Annotated in this window: 15 protein-coding genes; 7 read left to right on the forward strand and 8 right to left on the reverse strand. The window is 60.7% G+C overall.

Annotated elements, in window-relative coordinates; all coding sequences use genetic code 11:
* Positions 1–62: 62 nt before the first annotated feature.
* The gene (locus KIT08_05590; GenBank protein UYN90707.1) at positions 63–1178 is read right to left on the reverse strand and encodes an ATP-binding protein; all 1116 of its coding nucleotides are present in this window, start codon (positions 1176–1178) and stop codon (positions 63–65) included.
* Between the two features lie 142 nt (positions 1179–1320).
* Here KIT08_05590 and KIT08_05595 point away from each other — a divergent pair, with 142 nt between their 5' ends.
* The 3 genes from KIT08_05595 to KIT08_05605 all read left to right on the forward strand — a co-directional run bounded on the left by KIT08_05595 (position 1321) and on the right by KIT08_05605 (position 6647).
* Positions 1321–2529 (forward strand): S1 RNA-binding domain-containing protein, encoded by a 1209-nt coding sequence (locus KIT08_05595; GenBank protein ID UYN90708.1) that lies wholly within the window; start codon positions 1321–1323, stop codon positions 2527–2529.
* 177 nt (positions 2530–2706) lie between these two features.
* The gene (locus tag KIT08_05600; GenBank protein UYN90787.1) at positions 2707–5235 is read left to right on the forward strand and encodes an ATP-dependent Clp protease ATP-binding subunit; all 2529 of its coding nucleotides are present in this window, start codon (positions 2707–2709) and stop codon (positions 5233–5235) included.
* Positions 5236–5303: 68 nt separating this feature from the next.
* A complete protein-coding gene (locus KIT08_05605) occupies positions 5304–6647 on the forward strand; it encodes an FAD/NAD(P)-binding protein (protein UYN90709.1) in 1344 nt (447 codons plus the stop codon).
* A 44-nt stretch (positions 6648–6691) separates the two neighbouring features.
* Here KIT08_05605 and KIT08_05610 read toward each other — a convergent pair whose 3' ends face one another.
* Genes KIT08_05610 through KIT08_05620 form a run of 3 tightly spaced genes read right to left on the reverse strand, consistent with a single transcriptional unit; the run spans position 6692 to position 8024 of the window.
* Positions 6692–7183: an SRPBCC domain-containing protein gene (locus KIT08_05610; protein UYN90710.1), complete on the reverse strand. Its 492-nt coding sequence runs from the start codon at positions 7181–7183 to the stop codon at positions 6692–6694.
* Between the two features lie 3 nt (positions 7184–7186).
* The gene (locus KIT08_05615) at positions 7187–7681 is read right to left on the reverse strand and encodes an SRPBCC domain-containing protein (GenBank protein UYN90711.1); all 495 of its coding nucleotides are present in this window, start codon (positions 7679–7681) and stop codon (positions 7187–7189) included.
* Complete coding sequence (locus tag KIT08_05620) at positions 7674–8024, reverse strand: winged helix-turn-helix transcriptional regulator (GenBank protein ID UYN90712.1); 351 nt, start codon at positions 8022–8024, stop codon at positions 7674–7676. The genes KIT08_05615 and KIT08_05620 overlap by 8 nt, the downstream gene beginning before the upstream one ends.
* A gap of 159 nt (positions 8025–8183) precedes the next feature.
* On the opposite strand from KIT08_05620, the gene radA reads away from it, so the two are divergent.
* The gene (gene radA, locus KIT08_05625) at positions 8184–9587 is read left to right on the forward strand and encodes a DNA repair protein RadA (GenBank protein UYN90713.1); all 1404 of its coding nucleotides are present in this window, start codon (positions 8184–8186) and stop codon (positions 9585–9587) included.
* A 47-nt stretch (positions 9588–9634) separates the two neighbouring features.
* On the opposite strand, the gene KIT08_05630 is transcribed toward radA, so the two are convergent.
* A complete protein-coding gene (locus KIT08_05630) occupies positions 9635–9784 on the reverse strand; it encodes a hypothetical protein (protein ID UYN90714.1) in 150 nt (49 codons plus the stop codon).
* 92 nt (positions 9785–9876) lie between these two features.
* Here KIT08_05630 and KIT08_05635 point away from each other — a divergent pair, with 92 nt between their 5' ends.
* The 3 genes from KIT08_05635 to KIT08_05645 all read left to right on the forward strand — a co-directional run bounded on the left by KIT08_05635 (position 9877) and on the right by KIT08_05645 (position 11702).
* Positions 9877–10212 (forward strand): hypothetical protein, encoded by a 336-nt coding sequence (locus KIT08_05635; GenBank protein ID UYN90715.1) that lies wholly within the window; start codon positions 9877–9879, stop codon positions 10210–10212.
* Entirely contained in the window at positions 10190–10594 is a 405-nt protein-coding gene (locus KIT08_05640) for a hypothetical protein (protein ID UYN90716.1), read from the forward strand. The genes KIT08_05635 and KIT08_05640 overlap by 23 nt, the downstream gene beginning before the upstream one ends.
* A gap of 76 nt (positions 10595–10670) precedes the next feature.
* The gene (locus KIT08_05645; GenBank protein ID UYN90717.1) at positions 10671–11702 is read left to right on the forward strand and encodes a fatty acid desaturase; all 1032 of its coding nucleotides are present in this window, start codon (positions 10671–10673) and stop codon (positions 11700–11702) included.
* A gap of 48 nt (positions 11703–11750) precedes the next feature.
* On the opposite strand, the gene KIT08_05650 is transcribed toward KIT08_05645, so the two are convergent.
* From KIT08_05650 to KIT08_05660, 3 genes are all read right to left on the reverse strand, one after another.
* Positions 11751–12332 carry a biotin transporter BioY gene (locus tag KIT08_05650; protein UYN90718.1) on the reverse strand — a complete coding sequence of 194 codons (582 nt, stop codon included), beginning with the start codon at positions 12330–12332 and terminating at the stop codon, positions 11751–11753.
* Between the two features lie 66 nt (positions 12333–12398).
* Positions 12399–13040: a dienelactone hydrolase family protein gene (locus KIT08_05655; GenBank protein ID UYN90719.1), complete on the reverse strand. Its 642-nt coding sequence runs from the start codon at positions 13038–13040 to the stop codon at positions 12399–12401.
* A gap of 214 nt (positions 13041–13254) precedes the next feature.
* On the reverse strand, positions 13255–14517 hold the full coding sequence (locus KIT08_05660) for an aminopeptidase (protein ID UYN90720.1): 1263 nt from the start codon (positions 14515–14517) through the stop codon (positions 13255–13257).
* Between the last annotated feature and the right edge of the window lie 99 nt (positions 14518–14616).

Below are 14616 nucleotides of genomic sequence, written 5' to 3' on the forward strand. Positions count from 1 at the left end.
ATCCTGCGGGCCGGGCTCTGCGGTCTGGTTCTGCGGCTCGGCCTGGCTGATCTCGGTGTTATCTAGATCTTTTTTTTTACGGGGTCTTTGTGATTGCTGTCGTCCTGGCTCTCTTCAGTAGCATCCGCGTCCCCGTCAGCCTCGCCAGACTGTTTCATTTCGTTGATCTTCTCTTGCAGCTCGGTGACGGTTATCTCCGATTGGTGGAAGGGTCCGTGCTTGATGCGGTGCGGCAGCGCCAGTTCGGCGGCGATCGCAATGTCCAGATCGCTCACCGCCTTGCGCGCATCGAACGCCGCCTGGGCACGCGCTGCCTTCAGGATCACCAGGTCGGCGCGGTGGCCGTCCACCTGCAGCGAGGCCGTCAGCGATGCGATGGACACCAGGTCACGCGAGGTGTACGCCACCGAGTCGACCAGCTTGCGCGCCGCCAGGATCTGCTCGGCCAGCTCCTGCTCCTTGGGCGCCCACTCCTTATAGAAAGCTTCGGAGTCCAGTTCAAACTTGAGGTTGCGCTCCATGATCTGCACACGCTGGCGCGGGTCACGGATGCTGCCAATATCCACCGAGAAGGCAAAGCGGTCCAGCAGTTGTGGGCGCAGGTCGCCTTCCTCCGGGTTCATGGTGCCGATAAGGATGAAACGGGCGGGGTGCGAGAAGGATATGCCCTCACGTTCCACAATGTTGACGCCCATCGCAGCCGAGTCGAGCAGCAGATCCACCACGTGGTCATCCAGCAGATTGACTTCGTCAATGTACAGCAGGCCGCGGTTGGCAGCCGCCAGCACGCCTGGCTCAAAGTGGCGCTCGCCTTTCTGGATCGCCTTTTCAATGTCCAGGGTGCCCACCACACGGTCCTCGGTGGCGCTCACCGGCAGGTCCACAAAACCTACCTTGCGCTTGGCCACCGTCAGTGGCTGCCCGGCCTCTTTGCGCTCGCGCGCCCAGTCTGACCAGGTTTCCGGCGCATTGGGGTCGTCGTTGAACGGCGATTCGGAAAAAACGTCAATTTCCGGCAGCAGCGCAGCCATGGCGCGGGAGGCGGTGGATTTGGCCGTACCGCGCTCCCCGCGGATAAGCACACCGCCGATGCGCTGGTCAACGGCGTTCAAAATAAGGGCGCGCTTCATGCGCTCCTGGCCAACAATGGCTGTGAAGGGGAATGCTGCTCGGGGCATGGTCAATTATGGTCCTTCTGCTGTATTGGGCGCATAGTCTATCACAGCGGTAAGGTGGCCCGTATCCGCCCAGCACTAATGAAAGCTGCCGATATTTGGCGTTATAATCTGGGCAACTTAATTTCTGGAGTAACCACACCATATGAATCAAAACGAACTCTCCCATTCGGGGGAGCAAGCCGGCGCTCAGGCGCAGCCTACCGGCTTGACCATGGAAGAACTGCTCAATCAGAGCGAATTGAATCTGGACATGCCTCGCCCGGGCGAGATGCGCACCGGTATCGTGGCAAGCACAGCCAACAATGAAATTCTGGTGAGCATCGGCGCCAAGTCCGAAGGCATTATCTCCTCCCGCGAAGTCGAAGCCATGACTCCCGAGGAGCGAGAGCAGATCAAAGTCGGCCAGGAGATCCAGGTCTATGTAGTCAGCCCTGAAAGCGCTGGCGGCATGATGCAACTCTCCTACACACGCTCCAAGGAAGATGATGACTGGGGCAACGCCGAAGAGTTGATGAAGTCCAAGGAAACCTACACTGGCGTCGTTGACGGCTTCAACAAGGGCGGCCTCATTGTGCGCGTCGGCCGCCTGCGCGGCTTCGTGCCCGCCTCCCAGATCAGCCAGGCTCGCCGCCTGCGCTACAAGGGCGATACGCCCGAGCAGCGCTGGGAAGAAATGAAGGGCGAGCAGCTCAGCGCCCGCGTGATCGAAGTTGACCGCGAGCGCCGCCGCCTCATCATGAGCGAGCGCGCCGCCAACCAGGAAACCCGTGAAGCCATGAAAGAGCGCCTGCTGGGCGAGATCGCCATCGGTGAAACCCGCAAGGGCCACGTCACCAGCCTGGCGGACTTCGGCGCCTTCGTCAACATCAACGGCGCTGACGGCCTCGTTCACCTCTCCGAACTCTCGTGGGAGCGCGTAGACCACCCCAGCAAGCTGCTCAAGGTCGGCGACGAGGTCGAGGTCAAGGTCATCAGCATTGACCAGGACCGCAAGCGCATTGGCCTCTCCATGCGCCAGCTCCAAGCAGACCCGTGGGAAGACCAGATCAACAAGTACCATGTGGGCCAGTTGGTGGAAGGAACCGTCACCCGCCTGGTCAAGTTCGGCGCCTTTGTGCGTATGGATGAGCACATCGAAGGCCTCATCCACATCTCCGAGATGGGCGAAGGGCATGTCGAGCACCCCAAGGAAGTCGTACACGAGGGTGACAAGCTGGTCGTGCGCATCATCAAGATCGAGACCGATAAGCGCCGCATCGGCCTCTCGCTCAGCAAGGTCGACTCGGCCCAGTTCAGCGACCTGGATTACGCCGCTGCCATGGCGGAGATGAACCAGGGCGACGAGCAGTAAGTCAATCAGTTGAGACTAGAAAAAAGAGCGTGTGCTTTGCACACGCTCTTTTTAGTACCGTATTAACACAGTATCAACATTAATCTCGCCTGCGCACTTTACAAAATTGAATTTGGTAGAATCCCCAAAGTTGCTGTTTTTTCGCCGCAATCAAAAGGAAGAACGACCGTGGCTGGAATGGAACGCCTTACCCAACGTGCACGCCGCGTGCTGAGCCTCGCTCATCAGGAGGCCGAGCGCATGCGCCACAACTACATCGGCACAGAGCACCTGCTTCTCGGCCTCATTCGTGAAGAGGGTGGTGTCGCCGCCCGTGTCCTGCGTGACCTCGGGCTCGAAGCCCCGCGCGTGCAGGAGATCGTCGAGCGCATGACCGGCGCCGGCCAGCACGAGGGCGAAAAGATCGACCTGTCCCCCGGCACCCAACAAGTGCTGGAATTTGCCTTTGAAGAAGCCCGCCGCCTGGGCAACCACTACGTCAGCACCGAGCACCTGCTGCTCGGCCTGGTGCGCTACGGCGAGGGTATCGCCCTCAACGTCCTGCGCAAGCTCGGCGTCACGCCGGAGCAGATCCGCCGCCAGACCCGCCGCGTCCTGCAGGAGAGCAGCGCTCCGCGCCGCCCGGCCAGCAGCACGCAGTCCGGCGAACGCCGCCCGCGCCGCGAGCAGCGCAGCGCCAAAACCCCCATGATCGACCAGTTGGCCGTGGACCTTACCACCCAGGCCGAAGAAGAAAAGCTTGACCCCGTTATCGGGCGTGAACAAGAGATCGAGCGCGTCATCCAGATCCTGGCACGCCGCAACAAGAACAACCCCGCCCTCATCGGCGAGCCCGGCGTCGGCAAGACCGCCATCGTCGAGGGCCTGGCCCAGCGCATCATTGATGGCGATGTGCCCGCCCCTCTGCTCGGCAAGCGCGTCCTGCAGCTCGATGTCGGCTCGCTCGTGGCTGGCACCATGTACCGTGGCCAGTTCGAGGAGCGGCTCAAGAAAGTGATCGATGAGCTCAAGGCCAGCGAGGCCATTCTGTTCATCGACGAAGCTCACATGCTCGTCGGCGCCGGCGCGGCAGGCTCCTCGGTGGACGCTGCCAACATCCTCAAGCCCGCCCTCTCGCGTGGCGAGCTGCAGGTCATTGGCGCCACCACACTGGAAGAGTACCGCAAGCACATCGAGAGCGACTCGGCCCTCGAGCGTCGTTTCCAGCCCGTCATCGTAGACGAGCCTTCCGTCGAAGAGACCATCGATATCCTGCGCGGCGTTCGCCCCGCCTATGAGGAGCATCACCGCCTGCGCATCTCAGACGAAGCCCTCGACGCCGCCGCACGCCTCTCGGCCCGCTACGTCACCGAGCGTTTCCTGCCCGACAAGGCCATCGACTTGATCGATGAGTCCGCCTCGCGCGTGCGCATGTACAAGAGCCCGGCCGCCAAGGAAGCCAAAGCGGTCACCGAAGAGCTCAAGGGCCTGCGCCGCCAGCGCATGGAAGCTGAAGAAGAAGGCCGCCAGGAAGAAGGCGAGACCCTGCAACAGCGCGAGACCGAACTGGAAGCCAAGCTTGAAACCTTCCGCACCGCCTGGGATCGTGACACCAGCCCCATCGTCTCGGTCGATGACATCGCCGAGCTGATCGCCATGTGGACCGGCATTCCGGTCATGCAGATCGCCGAGGAAGAATCCGAGCGCCTGCTGCACATGGAAGAAGACCTGCACAAAGCCATTGTCGGCCAGGAGGAGGCTATTGACGCCATCTCCAAGGCCGTGCGTCGTGCCCGTGCCGGCCTAAAAGATCCTGACCGCCCCATCGGTTCGTTCATCTTCCTCGGCCCCACCGGCGTGGGGAAGACCGAGCTCACCAAGGCCCTCGCCAAGCTGCTCTTCGGCAGTGAGGAAGCCCTCATCCAGCTCGATATGTCCGAGTTCATGGAGCGCCACTCCGTCAGCCGCCTCGTCGGCGCGCCTCCAGGCTATGTCGGCTACGAAGATGCCGGCCAGCTCACCGAGGCCATCCGCCGCCGTCCCTACTCGATCGTTGTCTTCGACGAGATCGAAAAGGCCCATCCCGAGGCGCACAACATGCTGCTCCAGATCATGGAAGAGGGCCATCTCTCTGATGCCCGCGGCCACCAGGTGGATTTCCGCAATGCGTTGATCGTCATGACCTCTAACGTGGGCGCAGACATGATCATGCGCAAGGGTGAGATCGGCTTCAACCTCAAGACCAACGACGAGGTTGAAGAGAAGATCGCCTACAAGGACATGCGCAAGAAGCTCACCGATGCGCTCAAGCGCGTCTTCCGCCCCGAGTTTATCAACCGGGTCGATTCGGTGATCATCTTCCGCGCCCTCAATAAAGAGAACCTGCGCGCCATCGTCAATCTCGAGATCGAGAAGGTGGGCGCCCGTCTGAAAGAGAACGAGCTGGCGCTGCAACCCACCGAAGCCGCCCTGGACCTGTTCGCCGAGCTGGGCTACGACCGTGAATACGGCGCTCGCCCGCTCAAGCGCGTCCTGCAGAGCAAGATCGAAGACCCGCTCTCGGATGCGCTGCTGGCTGGCGAGTTCAAGGAAGGCGACACCATCGTCATTGATGTGGAAGTGGGCGATGAGCAGCCGGAGATCGTGCTCACCAAAGCCAAGCCCAAGGGCCGCAAGAAGAAGACCATCCCGCCTGCGCCGCCTGCGGAAGCCCTGGCCGCCAATTAGCCAGTAAACTTAACTATCAACAAAAACAAGAGATACTGACATATCTCTTGTTTTGTTTAACGCTAAAAATGGTCGCTCACACCCCAACCATCACCATCATTGGCGGCGGCGCCAGCGGCACGCTGCTGGCCGTCCAACTCGCCCGCCAGGCCAGCGCGCCGCTCAAGATCCATCTCATAGAGCAACACGGCCCTGCCGGACGCGGCGTGGCCTATGACACCACCACGCCCGCCCATCGCCTCAACGTGCCCGCCAACAAAATGGGCGCCTATCCTGACCATCCGGGCCATTTCCACGAATGGCTCGTACAAAATGGCCACGACTTCGCAACGGATGCGTTTGTGCCGCGCCAACTCTATAGCCAATACCTGCAAGACCAGTTGCAAGCCGCCCAGGAAACGCCTGGCGTGCAAATTGTGCTCATTCACGATGAGGCGCTGGAAATCGAGGTCCAGCCTGGCCGCGCCGAAGTAGCCTTGGCCTCCGGCCGCGTCCTCACCAGCGATGCCGTTGTGCTGGCTTTCGGCAACTTCCTGCCGCCGCAGCCCGGCTTCCTCAGCCCGCAAGCGGCTGCCGCGCCCAAGTATTTCGCCAACCCCTGGCAGCCAGACCTTGCGGCCAGCCTGGCTGCCGACGACCGCGTCCTTGTCATCGGCATGGGCCTCACCGCCGTGGATACCCTGCTGAGCCTGCAGGGTCAGCAACACCGCGGCCCTCTATATGCCATCTCCACCCACGGCTGGTGGCCCGCCGTGCACCAACTCGGGCACATCTATCCTGACTTCGCTGCCGAGCTGGCAGGCTTAAACTCCCTGCCCACCATGCTGCGCGTGCTGCGCCGCCACCTCAATGCGGCCGCTACCCAGGGCAGCAACTGGCGCGCCGTCATTGATGCGCTCCGCCCCAACACCCAGGCGCTATGGCATCAACTCCCGCCCGCCGAAAAACGGCGCTTCATGCGCCACCTACGCCGTTTGTGGGATGTGTCGCGTCACCGCATGCCGCAGGAATGCGCCGCCGCGCTGGACACCATGCATGCCAGCCGCCAGTTGCACAGCCTGCGGGGCCGCATCACCGCCGTGGAATTTAATGGGGAAGAGTTCAGCGTTACGTTTCGCAGCCCCCACGGTGAACAGGCACTGCAAGTGGACGCCATCGTCAACTGCATGGGTTCCGAAAGCAACTACGCCCGTCTACCCAGCCGCCTGGTGCAGAATTTGCTGGCCCGCCAGCTCATCAAGCCCGATGCGCTCTCGCAGGGTCTGGAGGCCGGCCCAGACGGCCTACTAGGCCCGCGCCTGTACACGCTGGGCACCGCCCTCAAAGGTATGCTGTGGGAGAGCACCGCCATGCCCGAGATCCGCGCTCAGGCCCAGCAACTGGCGGCTCAACTGTTGGATAGCCTGCCCTGATAACAAAGAGAGCGCCTAAAAGGCGCTCTCTTTGTTCGTGGAGACTAGGCCGCGGTTTTCTGCGCCAGGAACTCATCGAGCTTGTCGTAGTTCTCATTAGCGCCTTCCTCCATGCCCTCGAACTCTTCCCGGGTCGTGAAGGAGTGGACGCGAAGCAGGGTGCGATCATTGCCTAAGTCAATGAAGCTGTAGGTTTCTTCGCCGGGTTCACCGGGCATTGCAATGCCAAGGGCAGCGGGTGCCTCAAACCCGAAGGTCCTGATGAACCGCTCTGGCGGAGTAATTTCGCGATACTCGCCGAAGAAGACGAACTCCTGCTCGTCCTTGGTGCGCGTGATAAAGCGCCACTTGCCGCCCGCACGCACATCCATTTCCACTACTTCGGTGCTGTCCCCGCGCCCGCCCCACCACTGTGGAATGGCCTCAGGGTTCAGATGGGCGTCGAAAACCAGCTCGCGCGGAGCATCGAACTCGCGCTCCATCACCATCTCAGTGTCCGAGGGAAAGCTGATTTTAAACTTTCGTTCTGTGCTCATTTTTTAGGCCTTATTTTCCCGCGCGTCAGCCAGGTACTCATCCAGCCGGTCGTAGGTCTCGTTGGCGCCAACTTCCATGCCGGTCTCCAGCACACCCTGCAGTTCTTCCTTCGTCTTGAACTTAGAATAGGTGCGCAGTAACGTCCGGCCATTGCCCAAGTCAATGAAGTTGTATTCCTCCTCACCCGGCTCACCCTGCATTCCATCGAACCCGAAGGTATTCACAAACTTATCGTGGGGCGAGATCAGGCGGTACTCACCAAAGAACGTAATGTCCTGGCCCCCCGTGGTGCGCTGTACAAAGCGCCACTTTCCGCCAGGGCGCGCGTCCAGTTCCAATACTTCCGTGGTGTAACCGCGCGGCCCCCACCACAGCGGGATCGCCTTCGCATCCAAATGCGCGTTGAACACTTGCTCGCGCGGCGCGTCAAATTCACGCTCCATCACCAGCTCCGTATCGGAAGGCATGCTGACTACAAACTTTCGTTGGTTACTCATCTTTCTCCTTGTTTTCCTTTTGTTTTTTCTGCACTTCGCTCAAATACTCGTCCAACCGTTCGTAACTCTCTTCCCAGTTGCGGCGGTAACGTTCCAGCCAGACGGAGACATCCTTCAAGGGCTCAGCCTGCAGCGTGGCGGGGCGCCACTGCGCGTCACGGCCTCTGGCGATCAGCCCAGCCCGCTCGAGCACTTTGAGGTGGCGTGAGACCGCTGGCAGGCTGATTTTGAACGGCGCAGCCAGCTCAGACACGCTTGCCCGCCCTTCAGACAGCCGGTCAAGGATCGCCCGGCGGGTGGGGTCTGCCAACGCAGAGAACGTAAGGGTTAGTGCATCAGCCATAATTAACACCTAAGTTAATTAACATATATGTTAAATACACGAGTTGAACGGCTTTGTCAAGTCCCAGTTATTAGTGCATATGTTCTAAATATAGTAGACTTGGCGTTATGAGCATTTTTGAACGTCTGCTGGGACACATGAGCTGGGAGATGCTTACGCATGGCTAAAGTCCACACCCGCTTCGTCTGCCAGAGCTGTGGCCGCGCCGCCGCCAAGGCGCTCGGCCGCTGCCCGCAGTGCGGCGAATGGAACACGTACATTGAAGAACTCGTCGCCGATGAGCCGGCCCGCCGCGCCGCCGGCAGTAACGGCGCCAACGCTGCCGCTCCCAAACCTCTGACCCAGATCCCCGGTGGCGCCGAAAGCGAGCGTATGCCGCTCTCCATCGGCGAATTTGCCCGCGTGCTCGGCGGCGGCATCGTGCCCGGCTCACTGGTCCTCATCGGCGGCGACCCGGGCATCGGCAAGAGTACGCTGCTCTTGCAAACCGCCATGGAAATGGCCGCCAACGACCGCGTACTCTACGTCTCAGGCGAAGAATCCCCCTCGCAGATCAAGATGCGTGCGGAGCGCCTGCGGCCCACTCCCGCGACCGATTCACAAAACCCGCTACCCGATTCCTTGTTGCTGGTCACCGAAACCAACCTGGATGCCATCCTGCATCACGTTGAGCAGATCAAGCCGCGCCTGCTCATCATCGATTCGATCCAAACCGTCTACGACCCCCAGATCGATTCGTCCGCTGGCTCGGTCACTCAGCTGCGCGAATGCAGCGACCGTTTTCGCCAGCTTGCCAAATCCAGCGGCCTGGCCGTCTTCCTCATCGGCCACGTCACCAAAGAGGGTGTCATCGCCGGCCCACGCCTGCTTGAGCACATGGTCGATACCGTCCTCTACCTTGAAGGCGATCGCTTCCAGTCCTTCCGCTTGCTGCGCGCCGTCAAGAACCGCTTCGGTGCCACCGCTGAGGTTGGCGTCTTCGAAATGGTCGGCACCGGCATGCAGGAGGTACCCAATCCCTCCGAAGCCTTCCTGGCCGAGCGCGTCGTCAACGCCGCTGGATCCGCCATCGCCGTCACCATGGAGGGCACCCGCCCGCTCCTCGTCGAAGTCCAGGGGCTCACCAGCCCCAGCGCCTTCGGCAACCCGCGCCGCTCCGGCAACGGGGTCGATAACAACCGCTTGCTGCTCATCACCGCCGTGCTCACCCGCCGCCTCGGCCTGCCGCTGGCCGAGCAGGACGTCTTCGTCAATGTGGTCGGCGGCCTGCGCATCGGCGAGCCCGCCGCTGACCTGGCGCTGGCTGCCGCCATCGCCAGCTCCGCCTGGGATAAGCCCCTGCGCGCCGATGCCGTCCTCATCGGCGAGGTTGGCCTCAGCGGCGAGCTGCGCACTGTGCCGCACACGCCCTCCCGCCTCAAAGAGGCGGCAGCGCTGGGTTTCAAATCCGCCGTGATGCCGCGCCGCCTGCGCAAAAACGAAGAGCTCGCCGCCGGCATCGAGGTGCGCGAAGCCCGCACCCTGCGCGAGGCGCTCGACCTCGCTCTGCTCAAAAAGGATTAAAAAAGGCCGCCCACGGTTGTGGGCGGCCGGAGAGAGGAGTGGACGCCTTAGCGTCCCAGCACGATCAGGATGCCTGACACCAGGGCCAGAATGTTGGTGAGGGCCCCGATGTTGCCTAGGCTGACGAATTGGCTCAGGCCGATCAAGATCAGCCAGATACCCAAAAGCAAAAATCCAAGATTGCTAGTAACACGCATTGTTCCTCCTGATGAGTTTAGGCACTGTTTGCCTGTGTAAAAGAAGTAACGAGTGTTGATGGCATTTGTCGCGCCGGCATTACAATTAATACATGGACTGGCTTAGATTTCTCGTAGCCCCCTTCATCGCCCTCTACGGCTTGCTGGCCCTGCTGGCCGGCCCGCAGCAGTGGCGTAGCGGCAGCATCTCTACCATGGCCGCCAACTCCATGATGGTCGTAGGCGGTCTGCTGCTGGTGGCCGGCTACATGGTCTGGGCGCAGTCGCCATGGGCGCTGTGGGCTCTAGGCGCCGGCCTGCTGGCCATGCACATTCTGGCTGCGGTCAACAGCGCCCACGCCAGCGGCACACCTGCCTGGGGCAAGCAAACCGGCCGCCTGATCATCTCAGCCGTGTTATTTGGGCTTGGCTACCTCTCCACGCAATAACATGCGCGTCATTCTGTCTCGCCTGCCTTCTTTCTTGTTCACCTTCGCCGCCGCGTCCGGCTTGCTGGCCAGCGTGCTGGTCCTGCTCACCAGTGGCGGCACGCAAGTTTCCGTTACCAACGGTGTACAGACCACTCAAAACCTGAGTTGGTTCCAATCTCAGGGCTGGTGGGGCATCGTCATCCTGATGATCTTCAGCGCCGCTTACATTGGCCCGTGGTATTTCCACCGCCGCGGCCAACGCGGCCTCGCCGCGCTTTTTATCGCCGCCGCCATTGTGCTCACCGTGTTGGCCAGCTTCTCCATCGGCATGTTCTACTGGCTGGCGGCGCTTGCCGCGCTGTTGGGCGGGGCCATAATGCTGCTTCAACCTGGTTCATAACAAAGTTATGCCAGTGGCTAGCCTCATCAGCGCTATGCCACTACAATGTACCCACCCCTCTTACAGGAGCACCTGCATGGAAACCACCAAAGCCAAGACCAAGCCGGCCTGGGTAGACGCGATCAAGCCCTATCAAGTGCCCGACCACCGCAAGAGTGCCTGGCAGCTTATCAACAGCCTGGTCCCATATCTGCTGATATGGGTGCTGATGTATTACAGCCTGCGCGTCAACTATCTCATCACCCTGGCCCTGGCCTTTATGAACGCGCTGTTCATGATGCGTCTGTTCATCATCCAGCATGATTGTGGCCATAACTCGTTCTTCAAATCCACCAAGCTCAACGATTTCGTGGGCGGCATCCTGGGCATCGTGTCCATGACGCCCTACCATCACTGGCGCCGCACGCATGCCAAGCACCACGCCACCGCCGGCGATCTTGACTTTCGAGGCATTGGCGACATTTACACCATGACGGTGGACGAATACGCCGCGCTGCCCTGGCACCGCAAGGTGACCTACCGCATTTACCGTAACCCGCTGGTCAAGTTCGTGATCGGCCCCAGCTTGTTGTTCATCGTGCTGCACCGCTTCATGCTCAGCAAAGATGTCGACAAGCGCGAGCGTCGCAGTGTGCTCTATACCAACGTGGCCCTCGCCGCCATCTTCGCCGCCCTCAGCGCCTGGATCGGCTGGCGCGAGACGCTGCTGATCTGGCTGCCCATCATGGTCTTCGGCTCGTCCATCGGCGTGTTCCTCTTTTATGTTCAGCACCAGTTCGAGGACACTTACTGGCGCTGGCATGAGGAGTGGGATTACACCGAGGCGGCCCTGCGCGGCGCATCTTTCTTCAAGATGAACAAAGTGGCGCAGTGGTTCAGCGGGAACATTGGCTTCCATCATGTCCATCACCTTTCCCCCAAGATCCCCAACTACAACCTGGAACGCGCTCATTACGAGAACGAGATCTTTCACCAGGTGGCAACGATCACCTTCTGGACCAGCTTCAAAACCATCTTCCTGCATCTGTGGGATGAGCAAACCCATAAGCTCATCAGTTGGACGGAGTATCACCGCCAGAAAAAACACAGCGTCGCCAGTGGCGCCTAAACCAACAAAAAAACGCCCAGCATGGCTGGGGCGTTTTTATTCTCGAATTTACTTGGGCTGCTCGTTCAGCATCATCCAGGCGGCTGGCAGCAGCAGGGCAGCTGCCAGGGCCTTGAGCGCATCGCCCAACAGGAACGGGTACAAGCCCAGGGCCAGTGACCCGCTGGGGCCGCTGAAGCCGCCCACGATCGTGGCCAGCCAGCTAATGCCAAAAAGGTAGATCACGGCATTGCCGATCACCATGGCAATCAGGGTCTTGCCCAGCGTGCGGTCCCACCCGCGCTCGGCCAGCCAGCCGACCACATAAGCCGCGGCCACAAAGCCCACCAGGTAACCACCTGTGGCGCCGGCCATGTAAGCCAGGCCGCTCTGGCCGCCAGTGAAGAACGGCAAGCCGGCCGCCGCCATGCCCAAATAGGCCAGTACGGCCAACGGGCCGCGGCGCGAGCCGAGCGCCATGCCCACCAGCAGCACCGCCAAGGTCTGCCCGGTGATAGGCACGGGTTGCAGCGGGATGCGCACTTGGGCCAGTGCAGCAATGAACAGCGCTCCGAAAACGATCAGCGTAGCCTCCGCCAGCCAGGTGCTGCGGCTGCGCGGCAGTATGCGTTCAGACAAGACTTGTTGCATGGGCGTTCACCTCGAACCAAATGATAGCAGAGGCCGCCACCGCGGGCAGCTTCTGCTTCACTATGTTTAACCCTTCAAAAAGGTTATGGTGCGCTGCCAGGCCAGGTCAGCCGCCTCGGCATTGTAGGCATCCGCCCGGTTGTGCTCATAGAACCAGTGCCCGGTATTGGGGTAAATGTGGCGTTCCAGGTTGGCCGCATTCATGCAGCGCGCCGCTTCGGTGTCCTCAAACGGGTCGTTCTCAGCAAAGTGGGCCAGGTATTTGGCCTGGCTCTTGCTGACATCCGCCCCGGCCATGCCGTAGAACAGCACCACCTTGCCGAACACGTCCGGCAAGGCTTCATCAAGCACCAGCGCATACGCCGCCCCGAAGGAGAAGCCCACCGCGGTCAATTTGTCGCTGGTGACGGCGGGGTGGTTCTGCAGGAATCTGGCCGCAGCTTCCGCGGCGGCCTTAACCGCCGGAAAGTCGGCCGAGGCGGCTTGCACAAGCTTCTCCGCCTCGGCTGGCTCACTGGCCTGGGCGCCATCAAACAGGTCAGGCGCAAAGACCACATAGCCTTCAGCCGCATACTTATCCGCCTGATCCTTAAACAGGTCGGTCAGGCCCCACCATGCGTGCAATAGCAGCAAGCCAGGGCCTTCGCCGCCGGACGGCAAAGCGAGATACCCCTTGTGCTGCTTTCCGTTTGCTTCAAAAGTCTCCATCGCAACCTCCAGAAAATGTTGTTCGTTTTGTGCGTGGGTGCTGCGCCGCTAACGCGGCGCGGGCCTTTGGTTACGCAAACGCCACTAACAGCCCTCAACTTAACTATCATACAAGACCCGCTTCCAGAGCCAGGCTTTTCTAAGGTTATGTCAAGGTGTTCCTAATAAAAAGCCCGCACGTTCTGTGCGGGCTTTAATATTGTGTTGTATTGGGTCAGGCTTTGTAAGCCCACTCGCCCTTGCGCATCAGCGGCTCTTTGGTGCCGTCCTTCGTGATGCCGTCAATGTCCATCTCGCCCGAGCCGATCATGAAATCGACGTGCACCAGGCTGTTATTCCCGCCGGCCGCCTCGAACTCCTCAGCGCTCATGTTCTCGCCGCCCTTCAGCGTGAAGCGATAGGCACGGCCCACGGCAATATGGCTGGCGGCATTTTCGTCGTACAAGGTGTTGTAAAACAGCCGCCCAGACTGTGCGATGGGCGAGCTGTGCGGAACCAGGGCGATCTCGCCGACGCGTCCAGCGCCATCGTCGACATCCAGCAGGTCTTTGAGCGCCTGCTCGTTCTTGCCAGCCTTGACCTCGACGACGCGGCCGTCTTTGAACACCATACTGAAGTCTTCGATCAGCCGCCCGCCATAGCTCAACGGCATGGACGCCTTGAGCGTGCCCTCGGCGCGGTTCTTGTCGCCCAGGGTAAAGATCTCCTCAGTCGGCAGGTTGGGCGTGAAGGTAATGCCACCTTGCGTGTCTGACTGGGCGCTGTTCCAAAGATGCCCGGCCGGCAGCCCCACAGTGAAGTCGGTGCCCGGCGCGCGGTAGTGCAGACCGTCGTATTGCTTCTCGTTCAGATACTTGGCCGCCTCGTTTAGCTGGGCAATGTGCTCTTTCCATGCCGCCACCGGGTCATCCCGGTCAATGCGGCACAACTTGAAGATATGCTCCCACATTGCGTCCATCTGCTGCTCAGCCGGCAGGTCTGGGAACACCTTGGCAGCCCAATTGGGATGCGGCACGCTGACCAGCAGCCAGTTGTAGGCGTTCTTCATCAGCAGCTCCATCTGGGGCTGCATGTGCTTCTCCATCGTGCGCTGCGCCTGGGTCACCAGCGCTGCGTCCTGACCGTTGAACAGGTCAGGGTCCTCGCCATAGATGGAGACGATCGCATCGCCGTTGGCGGCATATTCATGCAGCGCACGCGTGCGCCAGGTGGGAAACTCCTCGAAGCTGTCACGCGGCGCGTGGGTAAAACGCACCAGCTGGCTCTGGTCATCATCCCAGAACACGTCCACAAAGCGCGCCCCAGCCTTGTAAGCGCTCTCCACGATCTTGCGCACCAACGGGGCGCTGTGCAGCGGCGCTCCGCGAAATAGGTTCTTGCCACTCACCACAACTTTCTGACCCGGTCGCACGTTCAAGCCAATGTGCACGATCAGGTCAGCGTATCCAGACAGTTTTTGGTCAAAGCTCTTGGTCATTATAGGAGTCCTTTACGCCGAAAGTATAAGCGAATAGAAAAAAAGTCCTCAGATGAACATAGATAAACGCAGATTTTGACTTTATCTGTGTTCATCTGC

It is taken from the genome of Anaerolineales bacterium (genome assembly GCA_025808555.1).
In the GTDB taxonomy this organism is placed as follows: domain Bacteria; phylum Chloroflexota; class Anaerolineae; order Anaerolineales; family UBA11579; genus JAMCZK01.

Coding starts and splice junctions, on each gene's coding strand:
- KIT08_05590 (UYN90707.1), bottom strand. CDS start 1,178: ATGCCCCGAGCAGCATTCCCCTTCACAGCCATTGTTGGCCAGGAGCGC.
- KIT08_05595 (UYN90708.1), top strand. CDS start 1,321: ATGAATCAAAACGAACTCTCCCATTCGGGGGAGCAAGCCGGCGCTCAG.
- KIT08_05600 (UYN90787.1), top strand. CDS start 2,707: ATGGAACGCCTTACCCAACGTGCACGCCGCGTGCTGAGCCTCGCTCAT.
- KIT08_05605 (UYN90709.1), top strand. CDS start 5,304: ATGGTCGCTCACACCCCAACCATCACCATCATTGGCGGCGGCGCCAGC.
- KIT08_05610 (UYN90710.1), bottom strand. CDS start 7,183: ATGAGCACAGAACGAAAGTTTAAAATCAGCTTTCCCTCGGACACTGAG.
- KIT08_05615 (UYN90711.1), bottom strand. CDS start 7,681: ATGAGTAACCAACGAAAGTTTGTAGTCAGCATGCCTTCCGATACGGAG.
- KIT08_05620 (UYN90712.1), bottom strand. CDS start 8,024: ATGGCTGATGCACTAACCCTTACGTTCTCTGCGTTGGCAGACCCCACC.
- radA (UYN90713.1), top strand. CDS start 8,184: ATGGCTAAAGTCCACACCCGCTTCGTCTGCCAGAGCTGTGGCCGCGCC.
- KIT08_05630 (UYN90714.1), bottom strand. CDS start 9,784: ATGCGTGTTACTAGCAATCTTGGATTTTTGCTTTTGGGTATCTGGCTG.
- KIT08_05635 (UYN90715.1), top strand. CDS start 9,877: ATGGACTGGCTTAGATTTCTCGTAGCCCCCTTCATCGCCCTCTACGGC.
- KIT08_05645 (UYN90717.1), top strand. CDS start 10,671: ATGGAAACCACCAAAGCCAAGACCAAGCCGGCCTGGGTAGACGCGATC.
- KIT08_05650 (UYN90718.1), bottom strand. CDS start 12,332: ATGCAACAAGTCTTGTCTGAACGCATACTGCCGCGCAGCCGCAGCACC.
- KIT08_05655 (UYN90719.1), bottom strand. CDS start 13,040: ATGGAGACTTTTGAAGCAAACGGAAAGCAGCACAAGGGGTATCTCGCT.
- KIT08_05660 (UYN90720.1), bottom strand. CDS start 14,517: ATGACCAAGAGCTTTGACCAAAAACTGTCTGGATACGCTGACCTGATC.